Source organism: Bradyrhizobium sp. cf659, assembly GCF_900113725.1.
Lineage (GTDB): Bacteria > Pseudomonadota > Alphaproteobacteria > Rhizobiales > Xanthobacteraceae > Bradyrhizobium.
The window spans coordinates 238,382-255,237 of sequence record NZ_FOQJ01000009.1 but is presented as its reverse complement, the minus strand read 5'-3'; the positions used below and the strand labels follow the sequence as shown (position 1 = coordinate 255,237).

Annotated in this window: 14 protein-coding genes; 6 read left to right on the top strand and 8 right to left on the bottom strand. The window is 65.7% G+C overall.

What is annotated here, in order from left to right:
* Window positions 1-6: 6 nt before the first annotated feature.
* Window positions 7-1,548, bottom strand: a complete 1,542-nt coding sequence (locus tag BM118_RS30195) for a glycosyltransferase family 39 protein (RefSeq protein WP_092190121.1) — start codon at window positions 1,546-1,548, stop codon at window positions 7-9.
* A 337-nt stretch (window positions 1,549-1,885) separates the two neighbouring features.
* Here BM118_RS30195 and BM118_RS30185 point away from each other — a divergent pair, with 337 nt between their 5' ends.
* The 4 genes from BM118_RS30185 to BM118_RS30170 all read left to right on the top strand — a co-directional run bounded on the left by BM118_RS30185 (window position 1,886) and on the right by BM118_RS30170 (window position 5,869).
* Window positions 1,886-3,616: an adenylate/guanylate cyclase domain-containing protein gene (locus BM118_RS30185; protein WP_092190239.1), complete on the top strand. Its 1,731-nt coding sequence runs from the start codon at window positions 1,886-1,888 to the stop codon at window positions 3,614-3,616.
* 334 nt (window positions 3,617-3,950) lie between these two features.
* Window positions 3,951-5,150 carry a SorA family sulfite dehydrogenase catalytic subunit gene (sorA, locus tag BM118_RS30180; RefSeq protein WP_092190118.1) on the top strand — a complete coding sequence of 400 codons (1,200 nt, stop codon included), beginning with the start codon at window positions 3,951-3,953 and terminating at the stop codon, window positions 5,148-5,150.
* A gap of 12 nt (window positions 5,151-5,162) precedes the next feature.
* Window positions 5,163-5,471, top strand: coding sequence for a SorB family sulfite dehydrogenase c-type cytochrome subunit (sorB, locus tag BM118_RS30175; RefSeq protein WP_177234832.1), 309 nt, complete (start codon window positions 5,163-5,165; stop codon window positions 5,469-5,471).
* Window positions 5,472-5,668: 197 nt separating this feature from the next.
* Window positions 5,669-5,869 (top strand): cold-shock protein, encoded by a 201-nt coding sequence (locus tag BM118_RS30170; RefSeq protein ID WP_008563500.1) that lies wholly within the window; start codon window positions 5,669-5,671, stop codon window positions 5,867-5,869.
* Between the two features lie 170 nt (window positions 5,870-6,039).
* On the opposite strand, the gene BM118_RS30165 is transcribed toward BM118_RS30170, so the two are convergent.
* Entirely contained in the window at window positions 6,040-6,504 is a 465-nt protein-coding gene (locus BM118_RS30165; protein ID WP_092190114.1) for an Lrp/AsnC ligand binding domain-containing protein, read from the bottom strand.
* 114 nt (window positions 6,505-6,618) lie between these two features.
* On the opposite strand from BM118_RS30165, the gene putA reads away from it, so the two are divergent.
* Both putA and BM118_RS30155 read left to right on the top strand, forming a co-directional pair.
* Window positions 6,619-9,618 carry a bifunctional proline dehydrogenase/L-glutamate gamma-semialdehyde dehydrogenase PutA gene (gene putA / locus BM118_RS30160; protein WP_092190112.1) on the top strand — a complete coding sequence of 1,000 codons (3,000 nt, stop codon included), beginning with the start codon at window positions 6,619-6,621 and terminating at the stop codon, window positions 9,616-9,618.
* 344 nt (window positions 9,619-9,962) lie between these two features.
* Window positions 9,963-11,168, top strand: coding sequence for a CaiB/BaiF CoA transferase family protein (locus BM118_RS30155; protein ID WP_092190110.1), 1,206 nt, complete (start codon window positions 9,963-9,965; stop codon window positions 11,166-11,168).
* A gap of 211 nt (window positions 11,169-11,379) precedes the next feature.
* Here the strand turns inward: BM118_RS30155 and BM118_RS41830 are convergent, their stop codons facing one another.
* The 6 genes from BM118_RS41830 to BM118_RS30130 all read right to left on the bottom strand — a co-directional run bounded on the left by BM118_RS41830 (window position 11,380) and on the right by BM118_RS30130 (window position 16,734).
* Window positions 11,380-11,544, bottom strand: a complete 165-nt coding sequence (locus BM118_RS41830; RefSeq protein WP_177234831.1) for a hypothetical protein — start codon at window positions 11,542-11,544, stop codon at window positions 11,380-11,382.
* Window positions 11,545-11,581: 37 nt separating this feature from the next.
* Window positions 11,582-13,117 carry a hypothetical protein gene (locus BM118_RS30150; protein ID WP_092190108.1) on the bottom strand — a complete coding sequence of 512 codons (1,536 nt, stop codon included), beginning with the start codon at window positions 13,115-13,117 and terminating at the stop codon, window positions 11,582-11,584.
* Window positions 13,118-13,210: 93 nt separating this feature from the next.
* Window positions 13,211-14,170: a hypothetical protein gene (locus BM118_RS30145; protein WP_177234830.1), complete on the bottom strand. Its 960-nt coding sequence runs from the start codon at window positions 14,168-14,170 to the stop codon at window positions 13,211-13,213.
* Window positions 14,171-14,575: 405 nt separating this feature from the next.
* Window positions 14,576-15,073, bottom strand: coding sequence for a TPM domain-containing protein (locus BM118_RS30140; protein ID WP_092190104.1), 498 nt, complete (start codon window positions 15,071-15,073; stop codon window positions 14,576-14,578).
* A gap of 5 nt (window positions 15,074-15,078) precedes the next feature.
* Window positions 15,079-15,993 (bottom strand): TPM domain-containing protein, encoded by a 915-nt coding sequence (locus BM118_RS30135; RefSeq protein ID WP_177234829.1) that lies wholly within the window; start codon window positions 15,991-15,993, stop codon window positions 15,079-15,081.
* Window positions 15,994-16,125: 132 nt separating this feature from the next.
* Window positions 16,126-16,734, bottom strand: coding sequence for a LemA family protein (locus BM118_RS30130; protein ID WP_008563456.1), 609 nt, complete (start codon window positions 16,732-16,734; stop codon window positions 16,126-16,128).
* Window positions 16,735-16,856 lie beyond the last annotated feature (122 nt).

Below are 16,856 nucleotides of genomic sequence, written 5' to 3'. Positions count from 1 at the left end.
TCCCCCTCACCCCAACCCTTTCCCCGCACGCGGGGAGAGGGAGAGAAGGGCCAGCACCCGCCACTGAAACAGCGGCGAGTCCTTCGGCGGGGACAGCTCCGGGGTCCAGTCGGTGAGCTTTTCAAGCACGTAGGTATCCGTCAGTACGCCGCGCCAGCGGCGTTCGACCTGACCGAGCTGCTCGCGCTTCGCAGGGATATTCTCCCACAGCGATAAGCGATTGTCGGGCTCGCGCCCGACATAGATGCCGGCATGTCCCTTGATCCGGTCCATGCCGGGATCGCGGAAATCCTGGAAACGGCCGCGCTCGCTGATCTCGATGACGGGCACGCGGCCCCTGAACAGCCAGCGCATCATGGCATAGGTGCGGTAGTCCGTGGTTGCGATCCAGGTCGCGCCGGTCTCATCCAGCGCAGCCTGCGCGCGCGCTGCGACCTGCTCATAGCCGGCCTCGCCGCCGATCGGATCGATCTTGCCGAGAAAATTCCAGGGCGCGGCGACGTAGTAGAGGAACACGATGACGACGAAGGCGATGCCCGAGACGATCGCCGTCTTCGCCCAGAACAGGCTCGACCGGATCACCCGCGCCGACCAGTTTTCACGCGACAGCATGACGAGGTTCACCGCCGCCGCCGCGAAGCCGACCGGCCACATGAACATCGGCCAGGTATCGCCGACCCGGAGCGTCAGCGATTTCATTAAGAAATAGAGAAACGGCACCAGCACCGCGGTCGACAGCAGGATCGCGACCGGCTCGCGCGTGCGATAGCCGCGCCATGCCGTCATCACGAGCCCCCACAGCACCACCGGCAACATGACGAAGCCGACGAGACCGAATTGCAGGCCGATGTAATCACCGACGGTGCGGAGCGAGATGCCGTAATTGGCGGTGGCGCGCACGCCCTGGAACCGGAACGAGGCCCAGTCGTGCTGCGCATTCCAGATCAGCACCGGCGAGAATATTGCGATCGCGACCAGCACGGCGAGATAGGGGTAAGGACTGCGCAGCCAGCGCCAGCGCCAATCCGGCACGAGAAGAAAAGCGACCACCGCCGGTGCGAACATGACCACGGTGAATTTCGACAGCATCGCCAGCCCGGCGAACAGCCCCGCTGCCAGCCACCAGCGTCCGTCATCGCTCTGCGCCAGCCGCACCAGGGACCACATCATCGCCACCGCGAACGGGATCATGGCGACGTCGGGCGCGATCTTGGCCATCAAGAGGCCGTAATAGAGCGCGGCCTCCGGCATCAGCACCGCGATCATGACCGCACGCGCGTCATGGGTGAGGCGGCGGACGATGTCGGCAAGCAGCAGCTGCGTCACCAGCATTGCGACAATGCCGCCGAAACGGACACCGAGCGCGGTGTCGCCGAAGATCGCGGTGCCAAAACGGATGAGCCAGGCGATGCCCGGGGGATGATCGAGGAAGCTGAGCGCCGCCTCCTTCGACCAGGTCCAGTAATAGGCCTCGTCGGTGCGCAGCTCGATCGCGGAGGCGTAGACGATGCGCAGCAGCGTCATCGCGGCGATGACCAGCACGGCCATGACAAGGGGCCGGCGCGCGGCGCCGTCTGGCTTCGCAGAGATGTCGGGGGCGATCGTCACGGCCGCGCTTTTCCCCGACTTGGGAGGGGGAGTCAATGCGGGGGACATTGCGCCATATTTCCTTGTCGTCCCGGGGCACGACGCAAGGTGGGCAAAGCGGAGCATGCCCACCTTCGAGGGATTGCGATGCGGGATGGTGGGCACGGCGCGCAAGAGCGAGCCTTTGCCCACCCTACGGTTTTGTAACCTTGCCGCGCATGTGATCGGGCAAGCTGTTCGCCGCCGGAATTAAACGTTAGGCTGGCTGTTCTCCTTCATGAACGGATACAATCGAATCATGGCCACCGCTCCCGCACACATGCCCGAACTCGTCCGCGCGACCGGCGTGCGGCAGGTGCGGCTCATCTGCGGCGTCATCCTGTTCTCCTATGTGGTCAGCCATTTCCTCAACCATGCGCTCGGCAACGTCTCGGTCGATGCCATGGAGGTCGGGGTCTATTACCACACCGCATTCTGGCAGTTCCTGCCTGTTGCGATCCTGTTCTACACCGCCGCGCTCACCCATATGGGGCTCGGCATCTATGCGCTGTATCAGCGGCGGCAGTTCCGCTGGCGGACGATCGAGCCGCTCCAGCTCGTGCTGGGGCTGAGCATCCCCGCCCTGGTCATGGCGCACGTGATCGGCGTGCGGCTCGGCCAGACGCTGTACGGGCACCAAAAACTCTATCCGCAGGAACTCTATCTGTTCTTCGTCGCGTCGAACCGCATCTGGACCATGACGATCCTGCTGATCATCGCCTGGGTCCACGGCTGCATCGGCATTTATTTCTGGCTCCGCCTCAAGCCGTTCTTCACGCGCGCCGCGCCTTACCTGCTCGCGGCCGCGGTGCTGATCCCGACGCTGGCGCTGCTCGGCGTCTATCAGGGCGGCCGCAGCGTCGTGGTCGAAGCCGACGACGGGGAATGGCGCACGCACAATCTCACCCGCCGCCAGGTCGGCACCGTCGCGGAAGCCAACACGCTCGACCGCATCACCGGCGGCCTCACCATCGGCTATGTCGGGCTGCTCGGACTGGCGCTGGCCGCGCGCGGCGTGCGCGCCCTGCGCGAGCGGCGCGGCGGCATGATCGCGCTGTCCTACGGCAACGGCAAGACGGTGCGGGTCCCCAAGGGCCTCTCCGTGCTGGAAGCGAGCCTGCGACACAATGTGCCGCATGCCAGCGTCTGCGGCGGCCGCGCCCGCTGCTCGACCTGCCGCATCCGCATCATCGGCGACCATGGCGCCCTGCCCGAGCCGTCACAGCGCGAGGCCTTCGTGCTCCACCGTGTCGGCACCACCGACCCCTCGATCCGCCTCGCCTGCCAGCTGCGGCCGACGTCGGATCTCTCCTTCTTCCAGCTCTTCACCTCGCACACCCTGTCGGCGAATGCGACGGCTTCGACGCCGGCCCGCATCGGCCAGGAGCGCTATCTCGTCAGCCTGTTCGTGGACATGCGCGGCTCGACCCAGCTCGCCGAAAAGCGGCTGCCGTTCGACACCGTCTTCATCGTCAACCGCTTCCTCGGCGCGGTTTCGCAGGCCGTGGTCGAGAACGGAGGCCAGCCGAACCAGTTCGTCGGCGACGGCATGCTGGCGCTGTTCGGGCTGTCAGCAGATCCGCAAGCGGCCTGCCGGCAGGCGCTGAAGGCGGCCGCGGGCATCGCCACGCATATCGACGAGCTCAACGAGCTGCTGAGCCACGATCTGCGCCAGCCGATCCGCTTCGGCATCGGCATTCACGGCGGCGAGGTCATCATCGGCGACATCGGCTACCGCGATCACATCGTGTTCACGGCGCTGGGCGACGCCGTCAACGTCGCCGCCCGCCTCCAGGACATGACCAAGACGCTGGCCTGTGAAGCCATCGTCTCGGAAGAGGTCCGCCGCACCGCACGCCTTGCCGACGACGCGTTGCCGCAGCAGGAGGTCGCGATCCGTGGCCGCGACGAGCCGATGGCCGTGCGCGTGGTCGCGGACGCCAGGGAGCTGTCGGCGCTGGTCGCGCACGGCGAACGCGTCGCGGCATGAATCTTCGCCTCTCCCCGCTTGCGGGGAGAGGCCGGAATGCGCGCGCAGCGCGGATTCCGGGTGAGGGGGAGCCTCCGCGAGTCTCACTGTTACCGCCCCCGGGGAGACTCCCCCTCACCCCAACCCTCTCCCCGCGAGCGGGGCGAGGGAGCACACCTTCGTTGCGGTTACAGCCCGACGTGATAGTCGCGCGCCGCAACACCGGCCTGCTGCAACGCAGCGGCATGGGCCTGCTGCGAAAGCACGAATTGACTTCATCGGCATCGTTGCGACAGATGAACGCAGGATCGCGGTGATGACCGCGAGCCAACGAAAAGCTCCGGGAGGGGACCAGATGTTAGATCGACGCGACCTGCTCAAAGGAGCGGGGCTTGCCGCTATGGCGGCCACACTGAACTCCACCAAAGCGCTGGCACTCGACACCGTCACCCTGCCCTTCGCCAATGGCGAACGGCCGCTGGTGAAATATCCGCAGAAGCGGCCGATGATCGGCCTGACCAGCCGGCCGCCGCAGCTCGAGACGCCGTTCGCGGTGTTCAACGACGGCCCGATCACGCCGAACAACGCGTTCTTCGTGCGCTATCACCTCTCCGACCTGCCCTACAATCTCGACCCCGACAAGTTCACGCTCGAGATCAAGGGCAAGGTCGACAAGCCGCTCAAGCTGTCGCTCAAGGACATCCGCAAGATGAAGGCGACCGAGATCGTCGCCGTCAATCAATGCTCCGGCAACAGCCGCGGCTTCTTCGAGCCGCGCGTCGCCGGCGGCCAGCTCGCCAACGGCGCGATGGGCTGCGCGCGCTGGCGCGGCGTGCCGCTGAAGACCGTGCTCGAGATGGCGGGCGTGCAGAGCGGCGCCAGGCAGGTCACGTTCAACGGCATGGACGGTCCGGTCAGCGACAAGACGCCGGATTTCATCAAGGCGCTCGACATCGATCACGCCAGCGACGGCGAGGTGATGCTGGCCTACGGCATGAACGGCGAGGACCTGCCGTTCCTCAACGGCTTCCCGCTGCGCCTGATCGTGCCCGGCTATTACGGCACCTACTGGGTCAAGCACCTCAACGAGATCACCGTCATCGACAATGTCTATGACGGCTTCTGGATGAAGTCGGCTTATCGCATTCCCGACACCCCGAACAATGCGATCGAGCCCGGCACCGCGCCGAAGGCGACCATCCCGATCAATCGCTTCACCATCCGCTCCTTCATCACCAGCGTGCCTGACGGCGCCAGGCTGAAGGCTGGAGCTACGACGCTGCGCGGCATCGCCTTCGACGGCGGCAAGGGCATCAAGGACGTCGCGGTCTCCACCGACGGCGGCAAGACCTGGACGAGCGCCAAGCTCGGCAAGGATTTCGGCAAATACTCCTTCCGCGAATGGAAGCTGCCGGTGAAGCTTGCGGCCGGCTCGTACGAGATCAAGGTCCGCGCCACCGGCAATGGCGGCGAGACCCAGCCGGACACGCCGCGCTGGAACCCGGCGGGTTATTTGCGCAACGTCGTCGAAACCGTCCGCGTCAGCGTGGCCTGAAGGAGAATGATCATGCAGCGCACCGTTCTCCTCGCCATCTCGCTCGCTCTCGCCGCCGTGGTGGGTTCGGCATTTGCGGCGCCGATCAACTACAAGACGCCCGACGAGGTCGCCGCCTTCAAGCCCGGCCCCAATCTCGAGGTCGTACAGGGCAATTGCAGCGCCTGCCACTCGGCCGACTACATCAACACGCAGCCGCCGATGAAGGACAAGAAGGGCTTCTGGCAAGCCGAGGTGACCAAGATGATCAAGGTCTATGGCGCACCGATCGACGATGCCGATGTCGGCAAGATCGTCGATTATCTGGCCACGACGTATTGACGGCGCGCGGGCCGATTGACCGCGAAACGGGCAAAATCGGCAAAAACGCCGCGAAGTTGAGCGGAATTCGGCAAAAGGCTGATGTGGTTTGAGCTACCAAGCCTGCCACAATCCGCGTATCCTGTTAGGACCGAACCGGCCGGTTGGCGGGGACTGGCGGTTCGAGATCTCGGAGGAAGACCCGCGGAGAAGTCGTGATGGCTAAAGGTACGGTCAAGTGGTTCAACCCGACGAAGGGTTATGGATTTATCCAGCCTGCGTCGGGGGGCAAGGATGTGTTCGTGCATATCTCGGCAGTGCAGAAAGCCGGTCTGTCCACCCTGAACGAGGGACAGACGGTTGAATACGAAGAGATCGCAAACCGGGGCAAGACCTCCGCAGAAAACCTCAAAGTATAAGCCCGCCAGCGTTTCGCTGCCTCCCGGAATACCTCCGGGAGCGAGGCCAAGAAGATTTCACAAGACGGTCAGTGCATTCGACGACAGGCGTTGCGATTGCGCAGGGATAGCTATTTTTCCCGCGAAGGCCGCTCGTTCAACGCCACGGCAATGACAATCGCGACGGCACTTCACGAGCCCACCGGCAATGGTGCGTCGCGCTTGATCTCCTCCATCACCGCGTAGGTCCGTGTCTCGCGCACGCCCGGCATCGACAGCAGGGTCTCGCCGAGGAAGCGCCGATACGCCGTCATGTCCGCAAGCCGCGCCTTCACAAGATAGTCGAAGCCGCCGGCAACCATGTGACACTCCAGGACCTCAGGCGCGAGTTTCACCGCGCGCGCAAAGCGCTCGAAATTGTCGGGCGTGGTCTTGTCGAGCAGGACCTCGACGAACACCAGAAGCCCGAGACCAAGCCGGTGCGGATTGAGCCGCGCGCCATAGCCCTCGACAAAGCCCTCGCGCTGCAAGCGCTTCAACCGCTCGCCGATCGATGTCGGCGACAAGCCGATGCGTTCGGCGAGCTCGACATTGGCGATTCGCCCATCCTCCTGCAAAATCGAGAGGATTCTCCGGTCGATCCGATCAAGTTCCATATTTTATCTGGCTATTGTGGTATCTGTCTTCATTTTCTAAGGCAAAATGGCTAATTTGTCTATCGAACTACGGTAACGCGGGCCTTATCCTGGATTTGAGCTACAGGACACGCCATGTCGAACATTCCGCCTCCCTTCACCGCCCCCTACGCGCCCGATGATACCGACATTGCCGCGCGCCTCCTCCCGGCGTCGCATCTGTCCCCGCCGCAGGAGGCGCGGATCGACCGCACCGCGACGCGGCTGATCGAGGCGATCCGCAAGCGCGACGACCGGCTCGGCGGGGTCGAGGACATGCTGCGGGAGTTCGCGCTCTCGACCAAGGAGGGCCTCGCACTGATGGTGCTGGCCGAGGCGCTGCTGCGCGTGCCGGACGCGCGCACCGCCGACCAGTTCATCGAGGACAAGCTCGGCGAGGGCGACTTCATCCATCACGAGACCAAGTCCACCGCCTTCCTGGTCAACGCCTCGGCCTGGGCGCTCGGCCTGTCGGCGCGGGTAATCCAGCCCGGCGAGACGCCCGACGGCACCATCGGCCGGCTGGTGAAACGGCTCGGCGCACCGGCGGTGCGCACCGCCACGCGCCAGGCGATGCGGCTGATGGGCAGCCATTTCGTGCTGGGTGAGACCATCGAGCAGGCGCTGGAGCGGGGCAAGCCGCGCTCAGGCCAGAAGACGCGCTACTCCTTCGACATGCTCGGCGAGGGCGCGCGCACGGCGGCGGACGCCAGGCGCTATTTCGACGCCTATGCCAGCGCAATCGAGACCATCGGCAAGGCGGCGGGCGACCATCCCCTGCCCGACCGGCCCGGCATCTCCGTCAAGCTCTCGGCGCTGCATCCGCGCTTCGAGGCGATCAGCCACGCGCGCGTGATGGCCGAGCTGGTGCCGCAGCTGCTCGATCTGGCGCAGCGCGCCAAGGCCCATGATCTCAACTTCACCGTCGATGCCGAGGAAGCGGACCGGCTGGAATTGTCGCTCGACGTGATCGCGGCAACGCTGGCCGATCCCTCGCTTGCAGGCTGGGACGGTTTTGGGCTCGCCATCCAGGCCTATCAGAAGCGCGCGAGCACGGTGATCGACTATGTCGATGCGCTGGCGCGGGCGCATGACCGCAAGCTGATGGTGCGGCTGGTCAAGGGCGCCTATTGGGACACCGAGATCAAGCGCGCGCAGGAGCGCGGGCTCGACGGCTACCCCGTGTTCACGCGCAAGGCGATGACGGATCTGAACTACGTCGCCTGCGCCGCGAAGCTGCTCGGCCTGCGGCCGCGCATCTTCCCGCAATTCGCCACCCACAACGCGCTGACGGTCGCGACCGTGCTGGAGATGGCCGGGGACAGCGGCGGGTTCGAATTCCAGCGCCTGCACGGCATGGGCGAGGCGCTCTACGAGCAGCTTGCCAAGGACCATCCAGACATCGCCTACCGCACCTACGCCCCCGTCGGCAGCCATCGCGACCTGCTCGCCTATCTGGTGCGGCGGCTGCTGGAGAACGGCGCCAACTCCTCCTTCGTGGCGCAGGCCGCCGATTATCGCGTCCCGGTCCCGGCGCTGTTGCAGCGTCCGGCGGATGCCATCGTCCGGCCGCAAGCGGCGGCCCATCCCAGGATTCCGCTCCCCTGCGATCTGTTTGCGCCGGAGCGGCGCAATTCACGCGGCGTCGAGTTCGGCGCACGCGCCGCGCTCGACCAGTTGCTGACAGACGTCAAGGCCGCGGCAGCCGATCCCAAGCCGGTCGCCGATGCAACGCCGGACCAGGCCAACGCAGCGGTTGCCGCCGCCCGTGCGGGCTTTGCGGCCTGGAGCCGAACGCCGGCGGGCACGCGCGCGGCAGCGCTGGAGCAGGCCGCGCATCTGCTGGAGAGCCGCAGCGCCCGTTTCATCGCGCTGCTCCAGCGCGAGGGCGGCAAGACGCTCGACGATGCGCTCTCGGAGCTGCGCGAGGCCGCCGACTTCTGCCGCTACTATGCCGCGCAGGGCCGCAAGCTGTTCGGCAGCGAGACGGCGATGCCGGGCCCGACCGGCGAGAGCAATGCGCTCGCCATGCGTGGCCGCGGCGTCTTCGTCGCGATCTCGCCGTGGAATTTCCCGCTGGCGATCTTCCTCGGCCAGGTCACGGCGGCGCTGATGACCGGCAACTGCGTCGTGGCCAAGCCTGCCGAACAGACGCCGCGCATCGCGCGCGAGGCCGTAGCCCTGCTGCACGAGGCCGGCATTCCCAAGGGCGCGCTGCATCTCGTCACCGGTGACGGCCGCATCGGCGCCGCGCTGACCGCGCACCCCGATATCGCCGGCGTGGTCTTCACCGGCTCGACCGAGGTCGCCCGCATCATCAACCGCACGCTCGCGGCCAAGGACGGGCCGATCGTGCCGCTGATCGCGGAGACCGGCGGCATCAACGCGATGATCGCCGATGCCACCGCGCTGCCGGAGCAGGTCGCCGACGACGTCGTGACCTCGGCGTTTCGTTCCGCCGGCCAGCGCTGCTCGGCGCTGCGGCTCCTGTTCGTGCAGGAGGACGTCGCCGACCGCATGATCGAGATGATCGCGGGCGCGGCACGAGAGCTGAAGATCGGCGATCCCTCCGATGTCGCAACCCATGTCGGGCCGGTGATCGACGTTGAGGCCAAGCAGCGCCTCGATGCGCATATTGCGCGGATGAAGGCGGAGGCGCGGCTGCACTTTGCCGGCCCGGCGCCCGAGGGCTGCTTCGTCGCGCCGCACATCTTCGAACTCAAGGAGGCCGGCCAGCTCACCGAGGAGGTGTTCGGCCCGATCCTGCATGTCGTGCGCTATCGGGCCGAGAATCTCGAACGCGTGTTGCAGGCGATCGAGCGCACCGGCTACGGGCTCACGCTCGGCGTCCACTCCCGCATCGACGACAGCATCGAGGCGATCATCGACCGCGTCCAGGTCGGCAACATCTACGTCAACCGCAACATGATCGGCGCCGTAGTCGGCGTGCAGCCGTTCGGCGGCAACGGCCTGTCCGGAACCGGCCCGAAGGCCGGCGGCCCGCACTACCTCGCGCGCTTCGCGACCGAGCAGACCGTGACGATCAACACCGCGGCAGCCGGCGGCAACGCCGCCCTGCTTGCGGGGGAGGAGTGAGGCTGCTTCTGGAGCCGCCTTCACTACACGCGCAATATCAGTTCCGTCATCCTGAGGTGCGAGTGGCGCGATGCCAATCGCGCCGGGAGCCTCGAAGGATGAACGGCCGGGATAGAGCTGGGCCCTCGCCCTTCGAGGCTCGTCCTGCGGTACACCGCAGGACGAGCACCTCAGGGTGACGGGAGATGGTTTCGGATCCGTGGCGGACGCGCGCTGATCACTGCAGCGATGCCCTGCGCCTGACGCCGTTGCATCCCGCCGAAACATCGGTCTAATGCGGCCATGATCTGGCCCGCGCCAATTCCAGCGCGCGGGAAACGACAAGAGCGAGGAGCAACGCCACGATGGACAAGGGCATTTTTGCGGGGCTGAAGGTTCTGGACTGCGCGAGCTTCATCGCTGCGCCCGCGGCTGCAACCGTGCTGTCGGATTTCGGCGCTGACGTCATCAAGATCGAGCCGCCCGGCGCCGGCGACCCCTACCGCAATCTGCCGAACATACCGGGCTATCCCACTGGGGAACACAATTTCGCCTGGCTGCTGGAGGCCCGCAATAAGAAGAGCATCGCGCTCGACCTCTCCAAGCCGGAGGCGCAGGCCGTGCTCTACAAGCTGGTGGAAGAGGCCGACGTCTTCATCACCAACATGCCGCCGCCAGTGCGCGCCAAGCTCGGCATCACCTATGACCACCTCGCTCATCTCAACGACCGACTGATCTACGCCTCCTTCACCGGCTATGGCGAGAAGGGCGAAGAGGCCAACAAGCCCGGATTCGACAGCAATGCCTATTGGGCGCGCTCCGGCCTGATGGACCTCGTCCGCGCCGACATCGACACCACGCCGGCCCGTTCGGTCGCCGGCATGGGCGATCATCCCTGCGCCATGGCCCTGTACAGTGCGATCGTCACCGCGCTCTATCAGCGCGAGAAGACCGGCAAGGGCTCGCATGTCGCCTCCAATCTGATGGCGAACGGGGTGTGGGCCGCGGGCACGCTGGCGCAGGCAAAACTGTGCGGCTCCAAGTTCGCCGAGAGGCGGCCGCGCGAACGTGCGCTGAACGCCGTGGCCAACCACTACCAGTGCAAGGACGGCCGCTGGTTGATCCTGTCGCTGCTGAGCGAGGAGAAGCAGTTTCCGATACTGGCCAGATGCCTGGGACGCGAGGACCTGATTGACGATCCGCGTTTCGCCACCAAGGCCGACCGTCACGCCCGTTCGGTCGAACTGATCAAGATTTTTGACGAGACCTTCGCCACCAGGGATCTTGCCGAATGGCGCAAGATTCTCGACGGCAACGGCCTCGTGTTCGGCATCGTCGGCATTCTCGACGACATCCCGAACGACAAGCAGATGCTCGACAACGAGGTGCTGGTGCCGTTCGAGAACGACACCATGCTCACCATCTCCAGCCCGATCTGGGTCGACGGCGCCAAGAAGGTGCAGCCGCGCAAGCCGCCTGGCGTCGGCGAGCACAGTGACGAGATCTTGCGCGGAGCGGGATACGACGAGGCCGCGATCAAGCAGCTGCGGGGTTCGGGAGCGGTGGGATAAGGCCGTCAAACTCCGCCGTCGTCCCGGCGCAGGCCGGGGACAAATTCCGTCATTGCGAGCAACCCTCTGGGCCGTCATGGCCGGGCTTGTCCCGGCCATCCACGATCTTGAGCCGCAGAAACCAGAACGTGGATGCCCGGGCCTTCGCCTCGCCGAAGAGGCTTCGGCCTCGCAGGCGGGACAAGCCCGGGCATGACGAAAGACGGCGCAGCTACCGCAGTGCCAGCCAGCCGAGCGTGAACAAAATCCCGCCGACGATCACGACCATTGCCACCGCCCAGGTGCTGACGCGGATGCTGCCGGTGACCTGCTTGGCTTCCTCATTGCGCGCGATCTCGCGATTGCGCTCCTTGTTGGCTTCGCTCGTGTCCGTCATGGGTCATCCAAATCGCTCTGTCTGGCTTGCGCACGCGCTAACGCGTCTTGATGAAGCACATGCCGATGCGGCGCGAGGCCGCGGCGGCCTGACAGGTCAACCCTTTGGCACAGCTCCACGACGTAAAACTCTTGTCGGGCGTTCCCGATCCTGCATTTTGCAGGGAACAATGTGCGCCCCAGCCGTCCTGATATTCGGTGCCGGCCAGTTCCTGGCTGCCGCGGGCCTGCGGCCGGCTGGCAAATCCGCGTGAGAAATCAGGGCGCTGTCCGGCCGCGAACGCGGTCAGGATGTCGCGGCGGCGAAGCTGGTCGCCGAGGAAATGCGGCGAGGCCGGCACGATGGTGGAATTGGACGGCTTGTCCGCGAGCCAATCCACGCCCGGAAAATGGAAGCCGCCGATGCCGCGGGTCTGGTGACAGCCGGCGCAGGTGACGTCGTTGAGGCGGCGCTGGAAGCCTGCGACCGAACGGATGTTCTGCATGTCGCCGCGCGCGGCAGCTTGCTTCAACGCGCCGACCACGTCGCTGTCGGTGAAAACGGGATCGCTGTTGCCCTCCCCTTGCATCATGCCGAACTCGGGCTGCAACGCGGAGGCATCAAGGCCCGCGGGTGTCGGCACGACCGCGGCCTTGGCCAAAAATTTCTCGGGGATCAGCACCGTGCCGCGATCGAATTCGCGCAGATGGTCGGGCGCGAGCAGCCACTCCTTGAAGTCGCGCCGGAGATCGTTGTCCGCAAGAATCCGGTCGCGGTCGATCTGGTTCTCCAGCGTCGATTCCTCGAACGTCTTCGTCGCGGAATCATACTTGAACACCTTGAGCAAATAGTCCGAGCGGAAATCGTGCAGCGCCGATTTCGGCGCGATGGAGACCTGGATGTTGGTCTCGATGCGATCGAGCATGGCATCGTAAGGATGGAAGCCGCCGCCGATCAGCCCCTGCCAGTCGCCATTGTCGAGCCAGCGCCGCGCGACCTCGGCGCAGGTGACCGGCTTGCCGTTCGATCCGAGCTGGCGGGCATCGCGCGCCTTCATCACCAGATTGAACGTCATCGGCAGGCGCGTCGCCGTCCTGGCTCCATCCGGTCCGGCGTCGAAACGGGTGAGCCGATAGATCAAGCGGATCTCGCCGCAGGAGTCCTCCGCCACATAGGCGCGGTCCATGCGGTTGACGATGCCGGCCAGCACGAAACGCGTGTTGGGGGATTTCAGCGCGGCCCGATCGAACAACTGGACGTCAAAACCTTCGCCGACGCCGATGGTCTCGCTCGGCCATGCCGCCTTGTGTCCTGCGATGTAGCGATCGAACTCCGCATCGATTGCCGGTGGAATTGGCGCAAGCTGCGACATCCAGGAGAACAGCAGATCGTTCGTGAGCGGAAGATCCGCGTTCCGCTCCGGCCACAACAGGCGCGAGATCGTGAGCGCATCGTTCTGGTCGAGCTTGCGCAGGACATCGGGATCGGTGATGGCGGTGCCGCGCGTGAGCTGTGCGTTCTCCGCTGCCGGCAGCGACATGGCGCTACCAAAAAGCACGACGACAGCAAGGAGAATTCGCAACGCGCGGCTCATGCCTTCAGTAACACCGCGCGGGGACCCCTATTCAAGCAAAAAGGCGCTTCACATGGTGGTGAAGCGCCTCTTCGAAAGTCGAATGTCGACGGCTTAGCGCGCGACGATCAGGCCCTTGCTGGTGACGACCACCCAGCGGCCGTCCTGGCGGCGGATCGCATCGACGCGGCCGACGCCGGGAATGGGATCGCCGGCATAGACCTCGTAGAGGCCGCCGCGGCCCTCGATCAGCGCACCGCCGTTCGAGACGTCACGCAGCACCCAGCCGTCGATCGTCGGGAGCCGGCCGACCTCGGTCTTGGGCGCGGCGGGCACCGGAGCCGGTGCGGCGGCCGCGGTCGCAACCTGGGTCGGCGCGATCGAGCCAGTGGTCTCCTTGGCGGGCGCTGCGGCCTGCGCGGGAGCGGCGGGCGGCGTGGCACGGAGCTTGTCCACGGTCTCGGATAGTTTTGCGATCCTGGCCATCGGCTCGGCCTGCGCCTTCTCGAGCTTGTCGAGGCGGTCGTTGGCCCGGTTGGACTGGCTGAGACCGGTCTTGGAGGTGTGCTCGACATTCGCCTTGAGCGCGACGAGGTCGGCATCGATCCGCGCGACGGAGGCATCCAGCGCGCTGGTGTCGGCGACCTGCGCCGGCGCCGGCGCGACAAAGTGCATCATGCCGGCAGTTGCGAGCGCACCGCTGATCGCACCGACGCTGGCGGCAATCGCCACCACCGCGACCATCGCCGACAGACGGCGCTTGCCGCCGGCCTCGCGCGGCTCGTCCGCCTTCACGTGCGGGGCGAAATCCTCGCGGTCCCAGGCGCGGTCCGACGGGGGCATGACGATGAGCTTGCCGGGCTTCGGCTCGGGCTTGCTCTCGGCCTTCGGCTCAACCTTGGCCTCGAACTTCGGCACCTCGATCCGCGGCGGCTCGATCTTGACCGGATCGGGCTTGGGCGGCGCCTCATGGTCGGGGGCGATCGAGGGCGCCTCGATCCCGGCAGCTTCGACGGCCTGCGGCGCGGTCGCAGCTTCGACGACGCTCGTGTCTTGGGCAGCCTGCTCAGCCATTGGTTCGCTCACAGCTCAAATACTCCAGTCTGGATTGACCTTTTGGTAACTTTCATTGCTTGCGAAATCCTTACTTCGGGACCCGCTTACCGAAATTTTAGGAAGTTATCCGGGGCCGAATTGGGCCGGGAAAGTGGAACCGGTGTGGCGGGTATGAAACAAATTGTAACCGGGGGAAGATGAACGGCCGCGCAACAGCCGCGCCGTCGCCCTTCGAGGCCTCCGCTTCGCTCCGGCACGACAACCGCTTCGCGGTTGCGCGGGGGTGACGGCGAGAGAGTTAAGCGCGGAGCATCTACGTCGTCATTGCGAGCGCAGCGAAGCAATCCAGACTTGCTGCCGCGGAAAGACTCTGGATTGCTTCGCTGCGCTCGCAATGACGGAATGCGGATTATCGCCCGTCCGTCACATCACCACCGGCGCATCCGGCAGCTCGTTGCGATGCGGGCCGCCTGGCGGAAAATGCTTGGCCAACTCGCGCGACACCGACGCGATGCCGTCGATCACGCCGCGCTCGAACTGGCCGGACCTGAACTCGGCCTCCATGGCGCGGCAGATGGTCTCCCAGCCCGCCGCCCCCACCTTCGCGTCGATGCCGCGGTCGGCGATGATCTCGACGTCGCGATCGGCGAGCAGGAGATAAATGAGGACGCCGTTGTTGTGCGCGGTGTCCCAGACGCGCAGGTGCGAGAACACATCGAGCGCGCGCTCGCGCGCCGGCTGGTTGCGGAACAGGGGGCGGCCGTCGAGCGCGCCTTCGACGACGAAGCGGACCTGGCCGGAATGCGTGGTCTCTCCCTGCCTGATCGCCTGCTCGATGCGGCTGAGCACCTTTGGCGGAAAGATCTGCTTTGCCCGCCAATGATGCTGCACCAGATGTCTGGCAATGCGCTTGATGCTCATGACCGCTACCAGCTCCCCGAGGCGCCGCCGCCGCCAAAACTGCCACCGCCGCCGCTGAAGCTGCCGCTGCTGCCCGACGATCCGCTGCTCCAGCCGCCTCCCGAGGATCCGCTCGACCACGAGCCGCGACGCGACGACCCCGAGCCTGGCCCCATCGCGGAAAACAGATCGGCGATGAACCCGATGATGAAGCCGAGGGCGCCGAGCGCCATGGCAAGCGCGAAAGAGCCGAGAATGAGCCAGGTCAATGCTGCGATGATGCCCCCGGTCGCCAATGATCCGAGCAGCCGCCCCAACATGGCCCGGAAGAACCCGCCGACCCCGATCGAGGCGAACAGCGTCACGATGAAGAGCGGCGCAAGGTCGTCCAGATGACCGAAATTCACGCTGGGCGAGGGAACCGGCAGCGGCTCGCCGTCGACGACGCGGATCATCCGGTCGACGCCATCCGAGATGCCGCCGCTGAAATCGCCCGTCCTGAATTTCGGTGTGATGATCTCGTCGATGATCCGCCGCGAGGTGACGTCGGTGAGCGCGCCTTCGAGGCCGTAGCCGACCTCGATGCGCAAATGCCGGTCGTTCTTGGCAACGACGAGGATCGCGCCGTCATCGACCTTCTTGCGGCCGAGCTTCCAGGCCTCCGCAACCCGGATCGAGAACTGCTCGATCGTCTCCGGCTGCGTGGTCGGCACGATCAGCACGGCGACCTGGCTGCCCTTGCGCGTCTCGAAATCGCGCAGCTTCTGCGACAGCGCGGCGATGTCGCCGCTGGAGAGCGTGCCGGTCTGGTCGACCACGCGGCCGGTGAGCTGTGGCACCGCGACGTCGGCGAAGGCTGGGAGGACGAAGGCGAGGAGGAGTGCGATGGCAACGACAAACGAAAAGAAGGCCGAACAGGCCCGCCACAACCTCGCTGTCATCGCCCGCGAAGGCGGGCGATCCAGTATTCGAGAGGCCGCAGTGCTTGAACCGGGAAGCCGCGGCGTACTGGATTCCCCGCTTTCGCGGGGAATGACAGCGGAGGATGTGGTGCGCATCGGGGCTGAACGCGCTTACTTCGACGGCGCAGGCGCCGGATTGAAATCGACCTTCGGTGCGGTCGAGATCGCCTTCTCGTTCTCCACCGAGAAGTTCGGCTTCTCCTTGTAGCCGAACATCATCGCAGTGAGATTGCTCGGGAACGAGCGGATGGTGACGTTGTAATCCTGCACCGCCTTGATGTAGCGGTTGCGCGCCACCGTGATGCGGTTCTCGGTGCCCTCGAGCTGGGACATCAGGTCCTTGAACAGCGCGTCCGACTTGAGCTGCGGGTAGTTTTCGGTGACGACCAGGAGGCGTGACAGCGCGCTCGAGAGCTCGCCCTGGGCGGCCTGGAACTTCTGGAAGGCCGCGGGGTCGTTCAGCACCTCCGGCGTCGCCTGGATGCTGCCGACCTTGGCGCGCGCATTGGTGACGCCGAGCAGAACGTCCTTCTCCTGCTGGGCAAAGCCCTTCACCGAGTTGACCAGATTGGGCACGAGATCGGCGCGGCGCTGATACTGGTTCACGACTTCGGACCAGTTGGCCTTGATCTGCTCGTCCTCGCTCTGGATCGCGTTGTAGCCGCAATTGGTGAGGCTGAGCGAGGCCAGCGCCGCCAGCACGGTCAGGATCTTGCGCATCAAATTTCTCCCGGTGGAATCCGGTGCAAACTACCAGATTGAACGCGCGCGGTGCCAGACATCTTGTCCCGGCGGCGCGAAAAGCAGCCGATTGACGCAAGCCCCTTGCCTATCACTGGCCA